The 21,582-nt window shown below is 31.6% G+C and carries 21 protein-coding genes and 1 other RNA gene; 10 read left to right on the top strand and 12 right to left on the bottom strand.

Going from position 1 to position 21,582, the window contains the following annotated elements:
• Positions 1-90 precede the first annotated feature (90 nt).
• Positions 91-486, bottom strand: a transfer-messenger RNA (tmRNA) gene (gene ssrA / locus RH81_RS16730).
• A 219-nt stretch (positions 487-705) separates the two neighbouring features.
• On the opposite strand from ssrA, the gene RH81_RS06125 reads away from it, so the two are divergent.
• The gene (locus RH81_RS06125; RefSeq protein ID WP_033959040.1) at positions 706-1,911 is read left to right on the top strand and encodes an NAD(P)-dependent oxidoreductase; all 1,206 of its coding nucleotides are present in this window, start codon (positions 706-708) and stop codon (positions 1,909-1,911) included.
• A 123-nt stretch (positions 1,912-2,034) separates the two neighbouring features.
• The gene (locus tag RH81_RS06120) at positions 2,035-4,443 is read left to right on the top strand and encodes a carboxypeptidase-like regulatory domain-containing protein (RefSeq protein ID WP_033959036.1); all 2,409 of its coding nucleotides are present in this window, start codon (positions 2,035-2,037) and stop codon (positions 4,441-4,443) included.
• A gap of 70 nt (positions 4,444-4,513) precedes the next feature.
• On the opposite strand, the gene RH81_RS06115 is transcribed toward RH81_RS06120, so the two are convergent.
• From RH81_RS06115 to RH81_RS06090, 6 genes are all read right to left on the bottom strand, one after another.
• A complete protein-coding gene (locus tag RH81_RS06115; RefSeq protein ID WP_052172441.1) occupies positions 4,514-5,170 on the bottom strand; it encodes a DUF1361 domain-containing protein in 657 nt (218 codons plus the stop codon).
• Complete coding sequence (locus tag RH81_RS06110; protein ID WP_033959034.1) at positions 5,158-5,538, bottom strand: ribosomal maturation YjgA family protein; 381 nt, start codon at positions 5,536-5,538, stop codon at positions 5,158-5,160. The genes RH81_RS06115 and RH81_RS06110 overlap by 13 nt, the downstream gene beginning before the upstream one ends.
• Before the next feature lie 89 nt (positions 5,539-5,627).
• Positions 5,628-5,939, bottom strand: coding sequence for a hypothetical protein (locus tag RH81_RS06105; RefSeq protein ID WP_033959033.1), 312 nt, complete (start codon positions 5,937-5,939; stop codon positions 5,628-5,630).
• Between the two features lie 71 nt (positions 5,940-6,010).
• Positions 6,011-7,399, bottom strand: coding sequence for a cell envelope integrity protein CreD (gene creD, locus RH81_RS06100; protein ID WP_033959031.1), 1,389 nt, complete (start codon positions 7,397-7,399; stop codon positions 6,011-6,013).
• A 56-nt stretch (positions 7,400-7,455) separates the two neighbouring features.
• Entirely contained in the window at positions 7,456-7,749 is a 294-nt protein-coding gene (locus RH81_RS06095) for a winged helix-turn-helix domain-containing protein (protein WP_033959029.1), read from the bottom strand.
• 51 nt (positions 7,750-7,800) lie between these two features.
• Positions 7,801-8,412: a hypothetical protein gene (locus RH81_RS06090; RefSeq protein WP_033959028.1), complete on the bottom strand. Its 612-nt coding sequence runs from the start codon at positions 8,410-8,412 to the stop codon at positions 7,801-7,803.
• A gap of 95 nt (positions 8,413-8,507) precedes the next feature.
• On the opposite strand from RH81_RS06090, the gene RH81_RS06085 reads away from it, so the two are divergent.
• Positions 8,508-8,867, top strand: a complete 360-nt coding sequence (locus RH81_RS06085; protein ID WP_033959027.1) for a DUF1801 domain-containing protein — start codon at positions 8,508-8,510, stop codon at positions 8,865-8,867.
• A 2-nt stretch (positions 8,868-8,869) separates the two neighbouring features.
• On the opposite strand, the gene RH81_RS06080 is transcribed toward RH81_RS06085, so the two are convergent.
• The 3 genes from RH81_RS06080 to RH81_RS06070 form a co-directional block, all read right to left on the bottom strand.
• On the bottom strand, positions 8,870-9,343 hold the full coding sequence (locus tag RH81_RS06080) for a GNAT family N-acetyltransferase (RefSeq protein WP_052172440.1): 474 nt from the start codon (positions 9,341-9,343) through the stop codon (positions 8,870-8,872).
• Between the two features lie 3 nt (positions 9,344-9,346).
• Positions 9,347-10,165 carry a 3-deoxy-8-phosphooctulonate synthase gene (kdsA, locus tag RH81_RS06075; protein WP_033959026.1) on the bottom strand — a complete coding sequence of 273 codons (819 nt, stop codon included), beginning with the start codon at positions 10,163-10,165 and terminating at the stop codon, positions 9,347-9,349.
• A gap of 89 nt (positions 10,166-10,254) precedes the next feature.
• Entirely contained in the window at positions 10,255-10,614 is a 360-nt protein-coding gene (locus RH81_RS06070) for a hypothetical protein (RefSeq protein WP_033959025.1), read from the bottom strand.
• A 297-nt stretch (positions 10,615-10,911) separates the two neighbouring features.
• Between RH81_RS06070 and typA the strand changes: the two genes are divergently transcribed.
• The 7 genes from typA to RH81_RS06035 all read left to right on the top strand — a co-directional run bounded on the left by typA (position 10,912) and on the right by RH81_RS06035 (position 19,305).
• The gene (typA, locus tag RH81_RS06065; RefSeq protein WP_033959017.1) at positions 10,912-12,711 is read left to right on the top strand and encodes a translational GTPase TypA; all 1,800 of its coding nucleotides are present in this window, start codon (positions 10,912-10,914) and stop codon (positions 12,709-12,711) included.
• Positions 12,712-12,828: 117 nt separating this feature from the next.
• Positions 12,829-13,038: a hypothetical protein gene (locus RH81_RS06060; RefSeq protein WP_033959015.1), complete on the top strand. Its 210-nt coding sequence runs from the start codon at positions 12,829-12,831 to the stop codon at positions 13,036-13,038.
• The gene (locus RH81_RS06055) at positions 13,028-14,416 is read left to right on the top strand and encodes a nodulation protein NoeA (RefSeq protein ID WP_033959014.1); all 1,389 of its coding nucleotides are present in this window, start codon (positions 13,028-13,030) and stop codon (positions 14,414-14,416) included. Before RH81_RS06060 ends, RH81_RS06055 begins: the two co-directional genes overlap by 11 nt.
• Positions 14,406-15,899, top strand: a complete 1,494-nt coding sequence (locus RH81_RS06050) for an alkaline phosphatase family protein (RefSeq protein ID WP_033959011.1) — start codon at positions 14,406-14,408, stop codon at positions 15,897-15,899. The genes RH81_RS06055 and RH81_RS06050 overlap by 11 nt, the downstream gene beginning before the upstream one ends.
• Before the next feature lie 128 nt (positions 15,900-16,027).
• Positions 16,028-16,903, top strand: a complete 876-nt coding sequence (locus RH81_RS06045) for a GNAT family N-acetyltransferase (RefSeq protein WP_241478963.1) — start codon at positions 16,028-16,030, stop codon at positions 16,901-16,903.
• Positions 16,900-18,003 carry a DegT/DnrJ/EryC1/StrS family aminotransferase gene (locus tag RH81_RS06040; protein ID WP_033959009.1) on the top strand — a complete coding sequence of 368 codons (1,104 nt, stop codon included), beginning with the start codon at positions 16,900-16,902 and terminating at the stop codon, positions 18,001-18,003. The genes RH81_RS06045 and RH81_RS06040 overlap by 4 nt, the downstream gene beginning before the upstream one ends.
• Positions 18,004-19,305, top strand: a complete 1,302-nt coding sequence (locus RH81_RS06035) for an O-antigen translocase (protein ID WP_033959008.1) — start codon at positions 18,004-18,006, stop codon at positions 19,303-19,305.
• A 13-nt stretch (positions 19,306-19,318) separates the two neighbouring features.
• Here RH81_RS06035 and RH81_RS06030 read toward each other — a convergent pair whose 3' ends face one another.
• Together RH81_RS06030 and RH81_RS06025 are read right to left on the bottom strand one after the other, a co-directional pair.
• Positions 19,319-20,569, bottom strand: coding sequence for an O-antigen translocase (locus tag RH81_RS06030; RefSeq protein ID WP_033959007.1), 1,251 nt, complete (start codon positions 20,567-20,569; stop codon positions 19,319-19,321).
• Positions 20,570-20,571: 2 nt separating this feature from the next.
• Entirely contained in the window at positions 20,572-21,510 is a 939-nt protein-coding gene (locus tag RH81_RS06025; RefSeq protein WP_033959006.1) for a sulfotransferase family protein, read from the bottom strand.
• Between the last annotated feature and the right edge of the window lie 72 nt (positions 21,511-21,582).

Below are 21,582 nucleotides of genomic sequence, written 5' to 3'. Positions count from 1 at the left end.
AAACAAGATATTTTATCGTACATTAATCGTACATTTTTTAAATTAAAAATCCTGTAAAAATCTAATTATAAGATATTTACAGGATTTCATAAGTGGAGTCGGAGAGAATCGAACTCTCGTCCAAACAAGCTATTAAAGAGCTTTCTACACGTGTATTCTTTCATTAGATTTTCGATTGTAAACTGGCAAAAGACAACCCACTTACAACTTAACTTCTTAATCTCGAAAAGGCATCAAAGTGCTACCTAATCTAAGTCAATATTTACGATGCCTATATTAAGAACGCCATTAACCAAGGCTTTCTTGAGACATTCAGCACTCCTACCTAGTAGGACAAGGCTTAATCTTACTATAATTCAGATTATGCAGCTAAAGCGTAGTTATTCTCGCCGTTTAAAAAGTTGACCTAGCCTTTTACGTGTATCAATGTCATTACACGACGTGCTTACTGTTTAATGAATCTCGCTGTCAAAACCAGTCGACCCCATTTTAGTAAATCTTATTTTGGCGTTCCCTTTCAGGTCAGGCTCTCACTACTCGCTCTCTGCGAGGAGCTCAAACAAACCATTCCATCCTTAACGCATCATGCAAAGTTATCAAAAAGTTTGTATAACCCTACTTTTACTATTATTTTCGTACAAATTCTATACCAATATTAACAACTGCCAACTTTGTCAGTTATTACATTAATAATTCCTGTTTCATATGAAATTCGCAATCATCAAAGAACGTAAGAATCCACCAGATAGACGCGTGGTATTTTCACCAGAAAAATTGGCAGAAGCTAGAGCACAATTTCCACAAGCAGAATTTGTTGTCGAGTCTTCCGATATTCGAGTGTTTTCAGATGATGCGTATAAAGCTCAAGGATTTACAGTAACCAATGATGTGTCTGATTGTGATGTCATGATTGGTGTAAAAGAAGTGCCTCTTGAGGCATTACTACCAAATAAAAAATACTTCTATTTTTCACATACCATTAAAAAACAACCTTACAATAGAAAATTATTGGTCGATATGCTTAACAAAAATATCGAAATGTATGATCACGAAACAATTGTAAAACAAAGCGGAACCAGACTCATTGGGTTTGGGCGTTATGCTGGATTGGTTGGTGCTTATAACGGATTTAGAGCATTAGGTTTAAGAGATGGATTGTTTGAACTTCCAAAGGTTGAAACACTAGCAGACCTAAATGAAGTCAAAGCCGAATTAGATAAAATCACCCTTCCAAATATAAAAATACTACTTACCGGAACTGGGAAAGTAGCCATGGGAGCAAAAGAAATACTCGACCACTTAAAAATTAAACAAGTGAGTGATGCTATATATCTTACTTCTCAATTTTCAGAACCAGTTTACGTCATGGCAGATGTGATGGAATATGCTAAACGCATCGATGGTAAAGTAGGTATGAAGTCAGAATTCTATAAAGACCCATCAGGTTATGAAAGTAACTTTATGCCTTATGCTAAAGAAACCGACTATTTTATTGCAGGACATTTCTATGGTAATAATGCACCATATCTGTTTACTAGAGAAGACGCAAAACATCCTGATTTTAGAATCAATTTAGTAGCTGATATCTCATGCGATATTGATGGACCAGTAGCAAGTACAATCCGACCATCAACAATTGCAGATCCATTTTATGGTTACGATCCTCACACAGAAACAGAAGTCGCTTATGATGCTGATAAAGCCATAACGATGATGGCTGTTGATAATTTGCCTTGTGAACTTCCTAAAGATGCTAGTGAAGGATTTGGAGAGATGTTTTTAGAACACGTGATTCCTGCTTTTTTTAATGATGACGAACGTGGAATATTAAAACGAGCAAAAATTACTACTGAAGATGGTAAACTTACTGAACGCTTTAAATATCTACAGAATTATGTAGATGTAGGATAAAACTGTTTTATATATATAAGTTAATTTTAGTGGAGAAGATTTCTTGACTAAATATTCTTATTTTTAACACGCAACCATTTGTATAATAGTACATCTATCTAATAACAACAATTAAATAAATCTATGAAAGTATTTAAAAGTGTCTTATTCGTTCTTTTAGTTTTAATCGTTTCATCTTGTTCAGAAGATGACAATTGGAATACAGATAAACCAGATGAGCAACAAGAACAAGAATCCAATTTTTCTGAAAATTTTGGAAGCCCATATAATGCTCGTTTTATAGGAACTGTACTTAACGAAGATAAAAACCCTGTTTCAGGTGTTACAATCTCAGTTGGACTTAGTACTGCTATTACTGATGCAAATGGTATTTTTTCAATAGAAGACGCATCAGTTTTCGAGAAATTTGCGTACATAAAAGCCTCTAAAGACGGATTTATTGATGGTTCTAGAGCTTTGGTGCCTTCAGCTGGTATTAATAAAGTAACTATTATGTTATTGAGTTTAGATACTACAGCTACTATTAATTCTGGTGAAACAAGTACAGTAGATTTACCTAATGGAACACAAGTTACATTTGATGGTAACTTTGCAAATCTACAAGGCGTTAGTTATAATGGAGCAGTAAAAGTGGTATTAAAACATTTAAGCCCAGATGATAATAGTATGGAGTATCAAATGCCAGGAATGTTGTTTGCCGAAAACGCGAACGGAAGTCCAAGAGTATTAGAAACTTATGGTATGATTGCAGTTGAACTGCTTAGTGCTTCAGATGAAGAATTACAATTAGCCGATGGCAGTACCGCAGAAATATCTGTTCCTGTTCCTCAAAATGTAACTTCGACACCTTCAACTATACCACTTTGGTCTTTTGATGAAGAAGGCGGTTATTGGAAAGAAGAAAGCCAAGCAACGCTTCAAGGAAATAAATATGTTGGAGACGTGTCTCACTTCTCTTTTTGGAATTGGGATTTCCAGTATCCTGCAGTGACACTTTGCATTACATTAACTGACACAAATGGTAACCCATTGCCTTATGCAGCACTTGATTTGTATTCTCCTGCTTTGGCTTCTACAGGATCTTATGGTTATACAAATATTGATGGTGTTGAATGCGGATTAGTTCCAGCAGATGATGTGTTAACTTTGGTCGTTCCAGATTTTGGGTGCGTGTCAAGTAGTTTTACGACAACTATTGGACCTTTTGCTTCCGATCAGAACATTACAATTCAAGTACCTGATGCAGATGCATTGATTACCAATTTCATTGGTGTATTTAACGATTGTTCAGGAAACCCAATTACTAACGGTTATATGCAATTGTTTTATAACGATTCTACTCAAACCATTCCTATAGATAATGGAATGTTAGATTTAACTATTGCTTATTGTAGTGATAATACAACATATGCCGCGCTAGTAGTCGATTTATTAAATGGACAAACAACTGATGTTACTAATGGGAACTTTACGGTTCCAACTACAGATTTAGGAACGCAAATGTCTTGTGTAGATTTAACAGATAGCGATAATGACAGTGTTTTAGACATAGATGAAGATTTAAATGGTGATGGCGAACTTGATAATGATGATACCGATGGAGATGGAACTCCAAATTATTTAGATGAAGACGATGATGGAGATGGTGTTAATACTGCTGACGAGGATCGTGATAATGATGGAGATCCAACTAATGATGATAGTGATGGTGACCAAACACCAGATTATTTAGACGAATTAGATGTGTTAATCTATGCTGCTGAAGTTTTTGGAACAGGTTGTATTCCAAACTTAGTCTTTGATTTTGATGTGATAATTGCGCAAGCTTACTCAGGTTTAATAAATAATACGTATTCATTTTACTTGTTAGAAGCAGACGCAGAAGCTGATGTAAATCCTTTGCCTAATCCGTTTATTGACGATGGATCTACAAGTTCAGTTTTTGTAAAAGCTACAAATACTGTGTCTAATCAATCTGATATTTCTGAATTATATTTTTATGAAAATTATGTAGATTCTGATCAAGATGGTTTAACCGATTGTGAAGAACTTTCAGGAGTAAATAACCCTAATTCTAACTGTGATCCTAACGGAAACATAACAGATCCAAATGATGATGATAGTGATGATGATGGTTTTACCGATTGTTTTGAGGCACAAAATGGTTCAGATCCAAATGATGATACTAGTGTTCCTGATGTTGATAGCGATGGTGATTCAGTTCTTGATAGTCAAGAAGCTATTGATGGTACAAATGCATTTGATGTCTGTGACTACAATGTAGCTAATTTTGATATTAATTTAGTAAATGGCTACTGGCAAGAAGCTAATTGTGATGGTGATCCGAATCCAAATGCTTGTGACCCTGAACCATTAAATGAATGTGTTTTCGATTTAATTAATAATGGAAGCTGTAATTTTTTCAATGATCAAACTGATGAGTGGAATGCACTTGATTGTGATGGCGATACGGTTTCAAATGGAGATGAAATAGCCAACGGAACAGATCCAAGTGATCCTACAGATAATTAGATTATATAATATTTAAACAATAAAAGGAAAGCAAATGCTTTCCTTTTATTGTTTGTAAGCGTCTCTTTTTTTACATTTTTGAGTTTGAAAATGCTTTAAGCATCCAATAACTCATCCCTAAAAAAGCGCCAAAGGTTAAGGTGAATATCCACGCTTCAATATTAGGCTGAAAAAGGATGTGTATAATATCAGAGAAAAGCGCTATCGGATTATTGAGTAGTTCCCATGAGTTATATCGTAAAAAGCGTCCGAGATAAATTCCGAAAGCTGTCAGCCCAAAAATGGAAAGCATTATCGAGAACATGAATTGTGGTTTTACATATAGCTTTAGTAGTTTTTCCATATCAGAAAGTGATAGCATAAACAAAACCAATCCGTTAAAGGCAAACGATACAATTACCAATACATCTAGCCATAATAAACGTTGTGGAGAATTATTTAAATGCAATAAATCTGTGACGATATAAGGTGCATTTGGTAAGAAAAGTAACCAGACTCCAAATGATAGTATTAATCTGATTTTGTTAGGCTTAGTCTTGCTTATTAAACTAGTAGTAATCGCAAACGGAATGACGGCTAGAAATAAATTCCACACTAAAAATAATAAGTAAAAGGATTGATTTAATTTCATTCTTACCATTAAGAGAACGATACTCAGAACCATAGAAATAGTAAGAATCGATAGTATTTTAAATCGGTCAAGAATTAGTGTTTTTAAGGTTTCCATACTGTTGTTTTTAAATCTATAAGTAAAATTGTAATCGTTCCAAATGCGTAGGCTACTAAGTCTGAGACATGAAACGTACTTCCTAGTATAATTGTGACGAGCTTATATTGTCTTAGATTTAAGTAATCTAACATATTATACAATTGTGCAAACTCAATAATAAAAGCAAAAGCTAAAACGCTAATTGCAATATAGATTGGATTGGCTTCAATAAAAGTTCTAATACCACAATACAATAAAATGACCGCCAAAAAATCTCCAAAAGTATGTCGTATAAAACCTTCGGTTAAAAATGCTGCAATACAGATTTCTAAAAGCAGAATGATTATTGTTAGAATAAGATAGACTTTATTTATTTTAAGTTTCATGTGTGTTTTATTTATTGTTTTTTTTAATTGTCACATGCTGTTCGCTAGTATTGATTTGTACAAGTGATACGATTTTTAATAAGCTTGTTTCATAATAGCATATTTTGATATGGAAATGTTACGACCATATAAAAGTAAAGTATAGCGATAGGAATATTAAGTAGCATCAATCCGCAGGTTTTTAAAGCTTCTAATTGGTATGTTTTTCTCAATATTGTTGTTCCTATGATGGCTATAAATAAGACGCTATTGACAATAATTGCGATAATTATAAAAGCTAAAGCAAACCCTAATGGAATGAAATTATGTCCAAAATAAAGATATAAGGCTAACAACGAAGTACCAATTATAAAGCTCATTAGCGCAGTAACTTGTCCTGTGTGATTTATATTGTTTTTCATTATAAAGTGAATTAAATGAAACCTCGTTCATTTCAAAAAGGAAAGCGGAACGAGGTCACACCACCAACTAATTAACCATTATTCCAATCTATTTTTCTTGACACAAACATGACAATTGCTAAAATCATGAATAAGCCAATACTACCAACTAATAGCGCGTAGTTCTCTAATTGAATGATAACATAGATAAACGTGTATAAAGCGGTTAATGATAAACAGATGAACATTGGGAACTTTAAGTTTTTAAGGATCGATTTAGAGTACAGCGTAATAAGTGCAATTACTGAAACACCTGCTACCAAATACGCTTTTAAGAAATCACTATGTTCTGAGATAGAAACTAGTAATGTGTAAAACATGGTTAATGCTATTCCAATCATTAAATATTGAAATGGATGAATATCAATCTTGCTCATAGTTTGAATTAAAAAGAAGATTAAAAATGTCAATCCGATGACTAAAAATCCATACTTAGCAGAACGTTCACTTTTTTGATATTCATCAACCATGACCATGAATTTCGTTCCGAATGCAAACGCTTTAAGGTTTGGGACTTTATTGAGGTGTTGTTGTGAAAAAGCTCTATTAATATGAAGAACTTTCCAGTCTGCTTTAAAGCCTTCTTTTGTGATTTCTTTAGTTTCATCATTTGGAAGATAATTACCAACAAAACTTGGATCTGCCCAATTTGATGTCATAGACATGGTTGTCGTTTTTCCTATAGGAATCAAATCGATTTGTCGTGTTCCATTAAATGAAATGCTGATACTGAAATTGTCATTTTCGGAATCTGAAAGGCCCTCAGATTTAATAAAATTAGATTCTAAAGTATCTAAATAGCTGTTTTCGTTTTCATCAGTATTGAAATTGGTCTGAAAATTATAACTGTCTGAATTTAGTTTCAATACCATTTCACTTTTAATGCCTTTCAAATTTGTTGTTTGTATTAAAACGGAAGCTTTATCCCAAACAATATCTTCAGATTTTATGCCTTTATCATTTAGATTTATAGGTATAAAATGCCCTGAGAAATCCATATTAGTCGTAAATACTGCAGATTCAAAATTGCCTCGTTTTAGTGTTTTTGAATCAACATTTACATCTGTATTTAAACGTTCAGGAAATATGTAAGCAAAATTCATATGCGTTTTGGTTTCCTTTAAATAGGTTTTAGTTTTTTCGTTATAGGTTTTAGTTTCAGAATAGGTTTTATAGGGCAGTTTTAAAATTGGTCCGTAAACCAATACATTGTTTCCCCATTTATCATTAATCTCTGTTACAACATCAGCTTGACGAAACGAGCGCTCACTGATTAGAGTGTTGATGTATGATAGAGGAATTAATAATACTACTACTAGAAAGCCAACGATTAGCATTCTTGCTGTGATTGATGTTTTCAACCAATTTGATAGTCTGTTTGTTTGTGGCTTGTTTTGCTGAGGTGTGTTTGAATTTTCCATTGTTTGTGCATTTAAAAGTACTTTGTATTTCAAAGTAAACGTGTAAAAAAAAAGATTTATTGTGTATTAATTAATTTTTCTAGTGCTTCAATGTGTTTTTTAAATTCTGCTTTACCCAATTTTGTAGTAGAGTAGCGTGTATTTGGTTTTCTAGCTATAAATTGTTTTTCAACCAAAATGTATTCAGCTTTTTCAAGAGCTTTGGTATGACTTGCTAAATTACCATCTGTGGCTCCTAGCAATTCCTTTAGTGTATTGAAATCGGCATATTCATTAACCATCAACACAGACATGATTCCTAATCGGATTCTATGATCAAAGGCTTTGTTTATGTTGTTTATAATACTCAATGTCTAGTTTTTTAATTTTCTATGAAGGCTCAAAGTTATTAAAACCTCAGGTTATGAAGCACGATCATATTTAAAGTGCATCCAAGCGCCATAAATAATATGCATAATACCAAAACCAAGTACCCAAAACCAAAAGCCGTAAGTGGGCATTGTAGCGCATATTAATCCTAAAACAATCTCTGTATAACCTAAATACCGTATGTCACCTAAACTGTATTTAGAAGCATTTACTAGTGCTAATCCGTAAAAAATCAACATCAGTGCGGCTGTATGTCCGTAACGTTCTTGATTTAATATTACGAGTATGTATATGCCTCCAGTAACTAAAGGAACTAGAAAATTGAATAACAATCGTTTTGATGAGCTATCCCATATTTTTTCGCCATTTTTCTTAGCCTTTTTCGTGGTCAAATAAATACCAGTTAAAACGCTTAGAAAGGCAACACCTAATAATATAGCGACACATATCCTGAAAATTGTGCCATCCAAAATTAGATAGCCTCTAACAGAGTTTGCCACGAGGTAATAGGCTATTGTCGCACCAATAAGTGCATAAATTCCTGCGAGTATTCCAGATAATCCACTAAGTGAAATAAAGCGAGAGGATTTAGTCATCATCGATTTTATCTCGGTGATATCTTCTAAATAGTTTTTTGACTCCATGTAAAAGTACTTTGAAATACAAAGTAAATAAAATTATTTGAATTATTGATTAAAAATTATTGTTAATTTTGAGATTAGATTAAGATCCATAAATTTTGAAACCAGCTGAAGCCTATATATTAAAACAGTCAGAACCATTTAAGTCCATACTAATGCACTTGCAGATTCTTATTGAACATAGTTTTCCGGAAGCGGTACTAAAATACAAATGGCGAATACCTTGTTACTATGTTAACTCGAGACCAATATGCTACTTGAATCAAAGTAAAGATTATGTCGACGTTGGTTTTTGGCATTCGGCTCATTTGACGAAATATACAGAACACATGGTGTCTGAAAATCGTAAAGTAGTCAAATCGATGCGATATAAACAATTAGAAGATATCAATGACGAGCTGTTTATTCTCATATTGAAAGAGGTAGAGAAGCACAAGCATAAATCGTTTTTGAAGTGATTTTAGAGTTCTTTAAACACGACGTAAATATCAAAGACTTGTCCTTTGAATGATTTTTTCTGTTTCTTTCCAACGTCATAATAGTGTGAGTCAAAAAAAGGAAATGCTGAAGTGCTAATATCAGACTTTATAACATTGTGACCATTCATCAACACTTGAGATTCCATGATACGTAACAATTTTGAACCAACGGTTTTGCCTTGGAAATCTTTATGTACAAATATATTTTCAAGATAGAAACCGTTTTTCAGGTATGTAAATCCTACGATTTGATTATCAACTTCAGCAACTAAGAAATAGAATTTCTTAATTCTATCTTGCCATTTCTTTAAATCATCAGCGCCAGAAGACCAAGCTTCAATTTGTTCTTCAGAATAATCCCTTGAATTAACGGCTCTAATAGTATCTCTATAAATAGAGGTGATTTCTGGTAAATCATCTTGAGTCGCTTCTCTAAAATCGATATCTTTTATCATTACCTATAAACCGTTAACTGTTTTTCTAATCGCAACTAAGTTACTTAATAAGTTTTCTAAATTATCTAGATGCAACATGTTTGCGCCATCACTTTTTGCGTTTGCAGGATCAAAATGTGTTTCTATAAATAAACCATCAACGTTATTAACAACTCCAGCTCTAGCAATAGTTTCAATCATGTCTGGTCGACCTCCAGTAACACCAATACTTTGGTTTGGTTGCTGTAAGGAATGTGTGACGTCTAAAACAGTTGGAGCATACGCTCTCATTGTAGGAATGCCTCTAAAATCTACAATCATGTCTTGATAACCAAACATAGTTCCTCGATCTGTAATCCAGGCTTTATCGTTTCCAGAGTCCTTTACTTTTTGAACAGCGTGCTTCATAGCTTCTGGACTCATAAATTGACCTTTCTTCAAGTTAACCACTTTACCAGTTTCGGCTGCAGCGACTACTAAATCTGTTTGACGAACTAAAAATGCTGGAATTTGTAAGACATCAACATATTCTGCTGCCATAGTAGCATCAGAAACATCATGTATATCAGTAACTGTTGGGACGTCAAAAGTTTCAGATACTTTTCTAAGAATCTTTAACGCTTTTTCATCACCAATACCTGTAAAACTATCAATACGACTACGATTGGCTTTCTTAAAACTTCCTTTAAATACATAAGGAATTTTTAAACCATCAGTAATGCCTACAACTTTTTCAGCAATACGCATTGCCATGTCTTCACTTTCAATGGCACAAGGACCACAAAGTAAAAAGAAGTTATTGGAGTTGGTATGTTTTAGTTTCGGAACGTCTTGAAGATTCATTGAATTTAATTTTCAAATTAAAGCGCAAAGTTACGAAAATATAACGCTCAACCTATCTTATTAAATTTTGGAATTTTAAGGTGTTGAATTTAAAATGAACGCTTCATACTATTGCGAATCATCCATAAAGCCATTACAAAATTTGCAGCAACAAAGAGTCCGCCATATATAATGAATTGTTTTGTAATTGTCGACATGTTTACAATATTGAACAAGTCAGACAAGTAGGCCAAAATGAGATAAGACGACATACAAACAAATGTAATTCCTAAGGAAAAATTGAGTTTTCTACTAGGTTTTATAAGTTGCCAAATAAACGGGATACCGAATAAAAGAATTGGATATGCCGTAACTCCAAAACTTCTGTTGATGTTTGTGAACCAATATACTATTACCGCAATAAAATAGAGGTAAGGTATAAACTTTGAATATTTATTAATCAGTTTCATCTGCTAAATATGTGTTATTGTTATCAGATGTAAATTGCCCGAAATTTGGCTGGTTGAAGTGGCTATTTACTATTAATCTTTAATAGAACGTAAATTACGAACTGAAATTGTATGTTGTCATAATTATAACATATAATTAACTAACTCACAGTACTTAAAGTTTTTTAGTTGTTGAGTTTTAATTATAGCATATCATTTAAATTAGAGTAATGATTAGCAATAATCAAATTATTGAACTGAATCACTTTTTACACAGGAATTTAATGTACCTTTGCACGCTTAAAATACGGCATCATTATGGCTAATATCAAAAACATTGCAATTATTGCTCACGTCGATCATGGTAAAACTACTTTAGTAGATAAAATCATGTATCACTGTCAGTTATTTAGAGAGAATCAGAATACTGGTGATCTAATTTTAGATAACAATGATTTAGAGCGTGAAAGAGGAATTACAATTACGTCTAAAAACGTATCTGTAATTTATAAAAACACAAAAATCAATATTATTGATACACCTGGTCACGCCGATTTTGGTGGAGAAGTAGAGCGTGTATTAAACATGGCAGATGGAGTGTTATTATTAGTTGATGCTTTTGAAGGACCAATGCCTCAAACGCGTTTTGTTTTACAAAAAGCAATTGATTTAGGTTTAAAGCCTTGTGTTGTTATTAATAAAGTAGATAAGGAAAACTGTACGCCTGATATAGTTCACGAAAAGGTATTTGACCTTATGTTTGAACTAGGTGCAGAAGAATGGCAGTTAGATTTCCCAACGGTTTACGGTTCAGCAAAAAATAACTGGATGAGTGACGATTGGCAAGATGAAACTGAAAATATCGAACCATTATTAGACATGGTTATCGAGCATATTCCTGCTCCAACAATCACTGAAGGAACAACTCAAATGTTAATTACTTCTTTAGATTTCTCTTCATTTACAGGTCGTATTGCGATTGGACGTTTAACTCGTGGAGAGTTAAAAGCTGGTCAAAATATCTCATTAGTAAAGAGAGATAAGAGTATAGTAAAATCAAAAATTAAAGAACTTCATGTTTTTGAAGGTCTAGGACGTTTAAAAGTTGATAGTGTACAAACAGGAGATATTTGTGCAATTGTTGGATTAGAAGGATTTGAAATTGGTGATACTGTTGCTGATTGGGAAACTCCTGAAGGTTTAAAAACTATTAATATAGATGAGCCAACAATGAGTATGTTATTTACAATTAATGATTCGCCTTTCTTTGGGAAAGATGGAAAGTATGTAACATCTCGTCATATTAAAGATCGTTTAAATAAGGAACTAGAGAAAAACTTAGCCCTAAAAGTAGAGCCTACAGATAGTGCAGATAAGTTTATGGTTTTTGGCCGTGGTGTATTACACTTATCGGTATTAATCGAAACAATGCGTCGTGAAGGTTATGAATTACAAATTGGACAGCCACAAGTAATCATTAAAGAAATTGATGGTGTAAAATGTGAGCCAGTTGAAGAGATGACAATTGATTTACCAGAAACAGTTTCAGGTAAAGCTATTGAAATGGTAACGATGCGTAAAGGTGAAATGTTAAGCATGGAAGCTAAAGGTGATCGTATGGTTTGTGAATTTATGGTGCCATCAAGAGGTATTATTGGTTTACGTAATCAATTATTAACTGCTACTGCAGGTGAGGCGATTATGGCTCACCGTTTTAAAGAATACCAACCGTTAAAAGGTGGAATTCCAGAACGTCAAAATGGATCTCTAGTGTCTATGGAAAAAGGACAAGCAATCCCTTATTCTATTGATAAATTACAAGATAGAGGTAAGTTTTTCGTATCTCCAGGTGAAGATATTTATGAAGGTCAAGTGATTGGAGAGAATTCTCGTGGTGATGATATGGCTGTGAATATTACTAAAACCAAAAAGATGAGTAATGTTCGTTCTTCTGGTGCTGATGATAAAGCTAAGATTGTACCTGCAATTAAATTCTCTTTAGAAGAAGCTTTAGAATACATTCAAAAAGATGAATATGTAGAGGTTACACCTAAGTTCATAAGATTACGTAAAATTTACTTAACGGAAGTAGATCGTAAACGTAATAAGAATATGTAAAGGAAAATTTAAATATTTAAAAAAAAGGAATCCAATTTTGGGTTCCTTTTTTTATGTAACATTTTATTTAGTGGTCGGTTATTAAATCTCTTGTGTATATTTACAAAAAAATAAACAATGTATTTTCTATATTTTGATCCAGGGTTGGGAGCAATGATAATTCAAGCTATTGTTGCTGCAGTAGCTGGAGTGCTTTTGTTTTCTAAGAACCTAGTGTATAAGATCAAATTATTCTTTGGTGCTACTAAGTCACAAGAGGATGAATTGTTTGATGATATTAATATTGAAGATTCCGATATAGAAAACAAAAAATCAAGTGACGACTAACATTAGGCATTCTTCATCTTTTCGTGATCCTTCAGGATATATTTTTATAGATGAAGGCATCGTTAAGCGTCGTATCTTTCCTATTTATTTTAAACAGTATCAAGCTTTAAAAAAGGCTAATATATTTGAAACCTTAAGTAAAGCAGGTTTACTAATTAAGCATACTGAAGTTTCATCTTCTGATACTGAAATTGTAATTCAGCCTGAACAAATTCCTTTTATAACTTATCCTTATGAGTGGAGTTTTAATCAGTACAAAGAAGCAGCATTACTTACTTTAAAGTTGCAGAAGTACTGTTTAGAAAACGATTTTTCTCTTAAAGATGCAACGGCATTTAATGTTGCTTTTCATAATGGAAAGGCCGTTTTTGTCGACACCTTGTCTTTTGATTTTTATCAAGACAATTCGCCTTGGAGAGCTTATAAACAGTTTATAACCCATTTTTTAGGACCTCTAGTCTTAGCTCATTTCCATGGTGCTCAATCTTTAAAATTGATGAGCAATTTCATTGATGGAATTCCAATAAAAATGCTATCGTCAATGTTGCCATTCAAGACCAAGTTGAATCCTTTTTTATATTCTAATATACACTTATTAGCTAAGTTTGAAGACAAACACAATGAAGACTATAAGGGTGAAGCAAAGGAGTCTAAGTTGTCTAAAAAAGCGCAACTTAATATCATAACTTCCCTGTATGATTATATAAAGAAGTTGTCTTTAAAAGAACATAGTGAATGGGGAAATTATTATGATAAAACCAATTATACAGATGCTGCTTTTACAGAAAAAGCGAGGATAATTGATAATTGGGTTACTAGTCTCAATGCCAAATCAATCATTGATGTAGGAGGAAATGATGGCACTTTTGTAAGACAAATAAATCACGATTTTGAATTGGCATTAGTTTGTGATATCGATAATAATTCTGTTGACTTTAATCATAAAACTCTTAAATCTAACAAAGAAAGTAATATGCTTCCTTTTGTATTGGATGTTCTTAATCCTTCAGCAGCTGTAGGATTTGAAAACAAAGAACGTCAATCCTTTATAGAAAGAATTGCAAAGTATGCTCCTGACGTGACTTCGGCATTGGCTGTAATTCATCACATGACTTTATCTGGTAATGTCCCATTTGAGATGTCTGCTCATTTTTTCGCATCGTTTTCTCAGAATTTAATTATTGAGTTTCCAAAACGTGAGGATTCTTGGGTACAACGTTTACTGAATACTAAAGGAGAATTTAAAGCCCATTTCGATTTTTATACTATTGAAAATTTTGAAAATTGTTATTTATCTCACTTTGATCTTATTGAAAAAAGACCAATTGAGGGTTCTCATCGTGTGATGTTTTTTTTAAAAGTTAAAAATGATAAATAAATTAAGGCATATAATTTCAGCATTTGTTAATTCTAAGAAACAAATACCAATTATTGCAGGAGTGTCTTCGGGTCTTTATCCTTTATTACATTATTGTAACTTGAATTTTACTTATATAGAAACTCTAAAAAGAGTACTTGAATTTATTGGTATTTTTATTGTTATACCAGTAGTCTTAGGGATCTTATTTTTACTAATTACTTCTAATAGTTCAACATTTATTAGGTTTAAGAAGTATGTAATACCATTTGTTAATTTCTGTAGTTTTTTTGTTCTCATAATTATTAGTGTTTTTGGAGTAAATTATATGTACTTAATTATTTCAATTGTAGTGTCTATAGTCTTAACTATCAAATTTTATAAATTTTATAAAAAAATAATTGTAGTTCAATTGTTGATGGCGTCAATTGTTGTTTTTCAATTGTTCACAGATGTATATAATGTAATAACCTATAATAATGAATGGAAACAACTTCCAGATGACATAGAAAAAGTAGTATTTAAAAAAAGCCCTAATGTGTATTTCATTCAGCCAGATGGTTATGCTAATTTTTCAGAATTAGGGAATGATTTATATGAAATTGAAAACACTGATTTTGAAAGTTTTTTGTTGGATTCAAATTTTAAATTGTATTCGAATCACAGAAGCAATTATACTACAACATTGCATTCAAATGCGTCTGTTTTTATGATGAAGCATCATTATTATAATTTTTCAAAAAATATAGGAGGTGAGTTGAGAAAAGCAAGACATATGATTGCAGGTAATAATCCTGTACATTCAATATTTAAAAATAATGATTACAAAACTCACTTAATTGTAGATTCACCTTATTTTTTAGTTAATAGACCTAATTTAAAATTTGATTATTGCAACATTGATTTAAATGAGATTCCTTATTTTTCAAAAGGTTTTGATTTCGAAAAAGATGTTACTCATGATTTTAAAATTGCTTTAGAAAACAGTTCTAATAAAGGCAATAATTTCTTTTTTATTGAAAGATATCTACCAGGTCATATTAGCGTCGATAATATGTCATCTAAAGGAAAAGAAGAAGAAAAAAGATTATATCAAAAACGTATAAAGGAAGCAAATGTTTGGATTAAAGATCTAGTAAATTATATCGTAAATAAAGACTCAAATGGTATAATTATTATAATGGCTGATCATGGAGGATATGTTGGATTTGATTATATGAAGCAATCAAAAACAAAGCAATCTGATAAAGATTTAGTGCATTCTATGTTTTCAAGCGCCTTAGCCATAAAATGGCCTGATGGTAATATTCAAGTTGATAAAGATTTAAAATCTAATGTCAATTTGTTTAGGGTTTTATTTTCATATCTTAGTGATGACAAAAGTTATTTAAATGCTTTAGAAAATAACTCAAGTTATGGTATTATAAAAAAAGACGCACCTTTTGATGTATATGAATTAATAGATCAGAATGGAAATGTAGTTTTTAAAACCATCTTAAATTAGTATTTTCAATCATTATTAAATATCAGTTTATTATTACAGTCAAACCATATCATTCAGAATTTAAAGATCATTGGGATGAATTCGTGGCAACCTCTAAAAATGCTACATTTTTATTTCAAAGAGACTTCATGGACTATCATAGTGATAGATTCAATGACTTTTCTTTAATGTTGTATAAAGGCAACGATCTTTTTGCATTGCTTCCGGCAAATAGCAAAGGCAGTCATGTATACTCTCATCAAGGTTTAAGTTATGGAGGTTTACTACTTAAGAAAGACTGTAAATTTGAAGATGTTTTAGAAGCATTTAAAATTCTTTTGAAATATTTAAATGAAAACAATTTTGATAACCTCGAGTTGAAATTGCTACCTAAGATATATCATATGTTGCCTAGTGATGAAATGGATTTTTTGTTATTTAAAACAGATGCACAAATTATTAGAAAAGACATTTCTACAGTAATAGATTTTAGGGAACCATTGAAAATCACCTCTTCAAATCGAAAACGAAACTTAAAGAAAGCAATATCAAATCAGGTTGTAGTAAAAGAAGTAGAAGATTGTGAAGCGTTTTTTAATATGATTCTTATTCCGAATTTAAAAGAACGACATGAAGCATTACCAACACACAATGTTGAAGATATAAATAGCTTAAAGACCAAATTCCCAAAACACATTAGACAGTTTAATGCGTATCATGATGATGTGATTATTGCTGGAGTTACTGTTTTTGAGACTGATCAAGTTGTGCATGCACAATATATATCAACTCTAGATTCAAAAAAGGATTTAGCAGGATTGGATGCCATTTTTGATCAATTGATTCATACTGAATTTAAACACAAACGCTATTTTAGTTTTGGTATTTCTAACGAAAATCAAGGACAGCAAGTTAATCGTGGGTTATTAAAATGGAAGGAAAGTTTTGGAGCTAGAGCTATAAGCCATGATTTTTATAAAATGAGTACTAAAAACTATAATCGTTTAAATGACATTTGGTTATGATTCCTTTTTTAGATGTACATAAAGTCAACGCTAGATTTGAAGACGAATATTCGTCAAAGTTCAAGTCCTTTTTAGATTCAGGATATTATATTCTTGGAAACGAGGTTAAAACCTTTGAAACCAATTTTTCTAAGTACTGTAGTACAAAACATTGTGTTGGAGTAGCCAATGGATTAGATGCACTAACATTAATCTTCAAAGCCTATATAGAACTTGGAAAGTTGCAACCAAATGATGAAATTCTTGTGCCTGCTAACACGTATATAGCAAGTATTTTGTCAGTTATTAATTCTGGTTTAAAACCTGTGTTTGTGGAGCCTGATGAAGCTAGTTTTAATATATCACCTTCTGAAATTGAAAAGCACATTAGTCCGAAAGTAAAAGGGATTCTTGTAGTTCATCTTTATGGTCAATTAGCAGATATGAAAAGCATAAATGTAATTGCAAAAAACCATAACCTACTAGTCGTTGAAGATGCTGCTCAAGCACATGGAGCTGTTTTGGATAATGAAGGAAAAAAAGCGGGAAATTTGGCTGATGCAGCTGGATTTAGTTTTTATCCTACTAAAAACCTTGGAGCATTAGGTGATGCAGGAGCTGTAACTACTAATGATACAGAATTAGCACATAAGATAAGCCTGTTACGTAATTATGGCAGCTCAAAAAAATATATAAATGAATCGTTAGGTATTAATAGTCGTTTAGATGAATTACAGGCCGTTTTTTTGAACATAAAGCTTAAGCATCTCGATGAAGACAATAATAGACGACGTGATATTGCAAAAATCTATCTGGAGAAAATTCAGAATAATAAAATAGAACTTCCCGAATACAACAACTCTGAAAACCATGTGTTTCATGTGTTTGTAGTTCGTGTAAAAGATAGGTTAGATTTTACAACATATTTAGAGCGTAATCAAATAGGTTATCTTATTCATTACCCTGTTCCGCCTCATAAGCAAGAGGCCTTCTCGACTTATAAAACACTATATTTGTCTGTAACAGAATCTATTCATGAGACTGTGGTAAGTATACCAATAAGTCCTGTAATGACAAATGAAGAGGTTCAAACTGTTATTAATGCCCTAAATCGTTATTAATTGAAAAAGCTTATTAAGTACATTAATACCAATGTGCTGTTTAAGGTTGCACATCTTAATTCGGCTACTATTGCTACCAAAATAATTGCTGGAATTTTAACTTCTAAGGCAATCGCTATTTTTATTGGAGTAGAAGGGATGGCGCTTATTGGTAATTTAAGAAACTTTTTAAGTGCCATACAATCGTTTGCTATTCTAGGCTTTTACAACGGCTTTGTTAAAACTGTAGCTAAATGTAAAGATGATGCTTTAGAGTTAAGTAAAACGATTTCTACGACCTATTACTTAGGGTTCTTTTCAACCATTTTAATGTCTTTTTTGTGTTATTATAATGCGGAGTTTATAAATGACTTTCTATTTTCTTCAAATTATAACTATGGCTATGTGATTCAGGTATTAGCATTGGCACTTCCATTTTATTCTTTGAATATGTTCTGTTTCGGAATAATGAACGGGTTTTCAAATTTTAAAATGTTATTGATAATTAATATTATTGGTCAGATTCTCGGACTGAGTGTCACCTTATATCTTATCTATATCGAACATATTGATGGTGCATTAATTGCTGCAGTGATTGCTCCTTCATTATTGTTTTTAATTACACTTGTCGGTATTATCAATCGGAGAAATTTAATGCCTCAAATTAAGATATCACATATGAGTCTGAGTGTATTGAAAACGTTCGCGCCATATGCAACAATGGCTTTGGTTACTGCTATTGCATTACCGTTTACTTCAATAATGATTCGTAATTTTTTAATTGAAGAACTAGGAATCAAGCAAGCTGGATACTGGGAAGCCATGAATCGAATTTCAGATTATTATTTGATGTTCGTTACGTCAATAATGACGCTTTATATCATACCTAGATTTAGTGAAATTGATAGTAAAAAGGAATTTAGAAAAGAAGTTTTTGGATTCTATAAATCTGTAATGCCAATATTCGGTTTAGGATTAATAGCGATCTATTTCTTAAGACCATTTGTCGTAAACCTAGTGTTCTCAGAAGAATTTCAACCTGTTGAAAATTTATTTTTGTGGCAATTATTAGGAGATTTTGTAAAAGTACTATCAATTGTAATCGCGTACCAATTCTTGGCAAAAAAGATGTTTACTCAATTTATAATTATTGAAATTTTCTTAGTAATTATGCTTTACTTAACGAGTGTGTATTTAATTGATCTCTATGGTGTAGAAGGAGCAGTTATGGGACACTTTTTTAGTTATTTAATGCATTTTTTAATTGTGCTACTTGTATTCAGTAATTCCCTATTTGGAGTGATAACAGAAGAACAGCAATAAATAGTTTTTCAGATTAATCTTTTAACCAGAGAAGTTTTCTAAAGTATATATTCATAGCAATAAAGTGCAAAACATAGGTTAGAAAGTAAGCTATAGAAACGCCCACAAATCCATTAGTCTTTATGAGGATTATGGATAGTGTACAAAAAATAACAGCCCAACCAATTTGAAAGATTATAAACACTTTAGTATTAGCTTTTGCTATTAATATATTCCCAAGAACCCAAGAATTAATTTTTATAGCATCACCTAAAAGGTGAAACAATAGGATTGTATTTATTAGAATAAATTCTTTACTAAACAGTAACGGAATTATAAAATCTTTTAAAAAGTAGACAGTTAGCGTAATGATAATAATTGTTGGAATACTTAATGTCCAAACCTTAAACACTTCTTTTTTCAATTGGTTACCTGAGATTTCAGAAAAAGTAGGCAATAAATAGAACTTAAATGTTGTCGTTAGAAACATAATGTATATTGCCGAAATTCGCCACATACCTTCCCATGATCCTGCATATTCTGAACCTAAATTATCATTTAAAAAGAAACGAATAAATAGAGTAGCGCTAATCATACAAACGGGAGCTGCAATTGCCATGTATGAAAACTTAGTTAAGTTTTTAAAATGTGTTTTATTTATTCTAAAGGAGAAGTTTTCTAAAGATATGAGATTGAGCTTCCTAATAAAAAGTATAGAAATTATAAACCCTAGAAATTGGCTCAATATTAGGGCATAAAAGGCACCTAAGAGTTTAAATTTTAAAACAAGAACGACAACTAATGCTGAAGCAATAATCGTGGATATAATACTAATTGTAATATACGTTTTGATTTTTTTGAGACCATTAAAAACAGCCATAAAAAAACTGTGTATGGAAACGGTTATAAATGAAAATGATAAAAGCGCAATAGCATTTGAGAACTTATGATCGTTAAACAAATAATTTGATAATTGATCCTTAAAAATAAAAGTGAGGAAGCAAACTAAAAGCGAAAAATAAATATGAAGTTTAAGGCTAGTAGATAAAAAGGATTTCATCTTTTCTTGATCATCTTTATAGGATGCTACATATTTAATAATACCATTACCAGATCCTAAGCTTCCTGCTATTTTTCCAATATTAATGAAGTCTTTAAGCTGACCTAGTAAAAACATTCCGTTGGTGCCTAGATATACTGCAATAATTTTATTGGTTATCAGCCTACAGATAAGTGAAACTCCTGTGCTTATGCCTGAAAAGAATGTTGTTTTTAGTAAACTCATGATTAGTTAAAGTCTTTCCAGGGTTTAAACTTATGACTTGTTGTTTTTTTTAAAAGTTCAAAATCATCTTCATATAAACTTTGAACCCATTTTCTGTCTGATAAAGATAATTCAGGATATGTTTTTGATGTTTTAGTTACTTTTATTATAAAATTTGAAGTACGCTTTTTAATAAATGTCTTTAAAGCTCTAGGAACCAATCTATATATTGGTTTCATTGATTTTATGCTTCCTTGGGTAAAACGTAAAATGGATTTATGGAGTTTAGGATATTTCAAAATCACTGTTGAATTGGACTTGATTTCATTTAAATGGTCAATAGGTTGCAATTCTAGAAACGAAAAACACCCATTAGTAATTTCTAATGGGTTTTCTTTTAAATCTTCAAACAAAATAACCTTAATTTGATTATCACTAAAATTACTATAGAATTTCTCTAACCATTTTCCATATAAACCATATTGATAGTAGTTTTTAAATTTTCCTTCTGGTAATTTATTTGACATATTAGGTTCAATATGCTTGTCTTTTTCTATAGCCTCCCTAAAACCTAAAGATTCGCTTCCAAGGCCTTTTAAATACCAATAATGCGAATAAATCCTATCTATTGGGTTTCTTAAAATGAAAATAAACTTCACATCTTTGGTAACATTAGCCTTTACTCGTTCAATAAAATTTGGAAAAAGCATATATGCGGTACTTGAATCACCTTTAAACAATGCTTTTGGTTTATTCTTAAAAAGAGTTTCATATTTTGTATTGTATACTTCCTTTCTATCTTCGAAATTATCATTAATTAAATAGTATGGTTCTTTTAAAGAAGACATACATATTTTAGGATGCTGGTTCAATAAATCGTGCAACGTACTTGTGCCAGACTTTGCAGCTCCAGGAATAAATAGATTAGGAAAATTTGATGTATTTGGTATTTGAATACTCATTTCAAATTAAATATGAAACACAAGATAATAATGGTTTATTGGTTTTAAGATTTAAATCTATATTATTTTTAT

This window comes from Psychroserpens jangbogonensis, from assembly GCF_000797465.1.
In the GTDB taxonomy this organism is placed as follows: domain Bacteria; phylum Bacteroidota; class Bacteroidia; order Flavobacteriales; family Flavobacteriaceae; genus Psychroserpens; species Psychroserpens jangbogonensis.
Note: the sequence above shows the minus strand (reverse complement) of the source record. Positions and strands in the feature narration are given on the sequence as shown.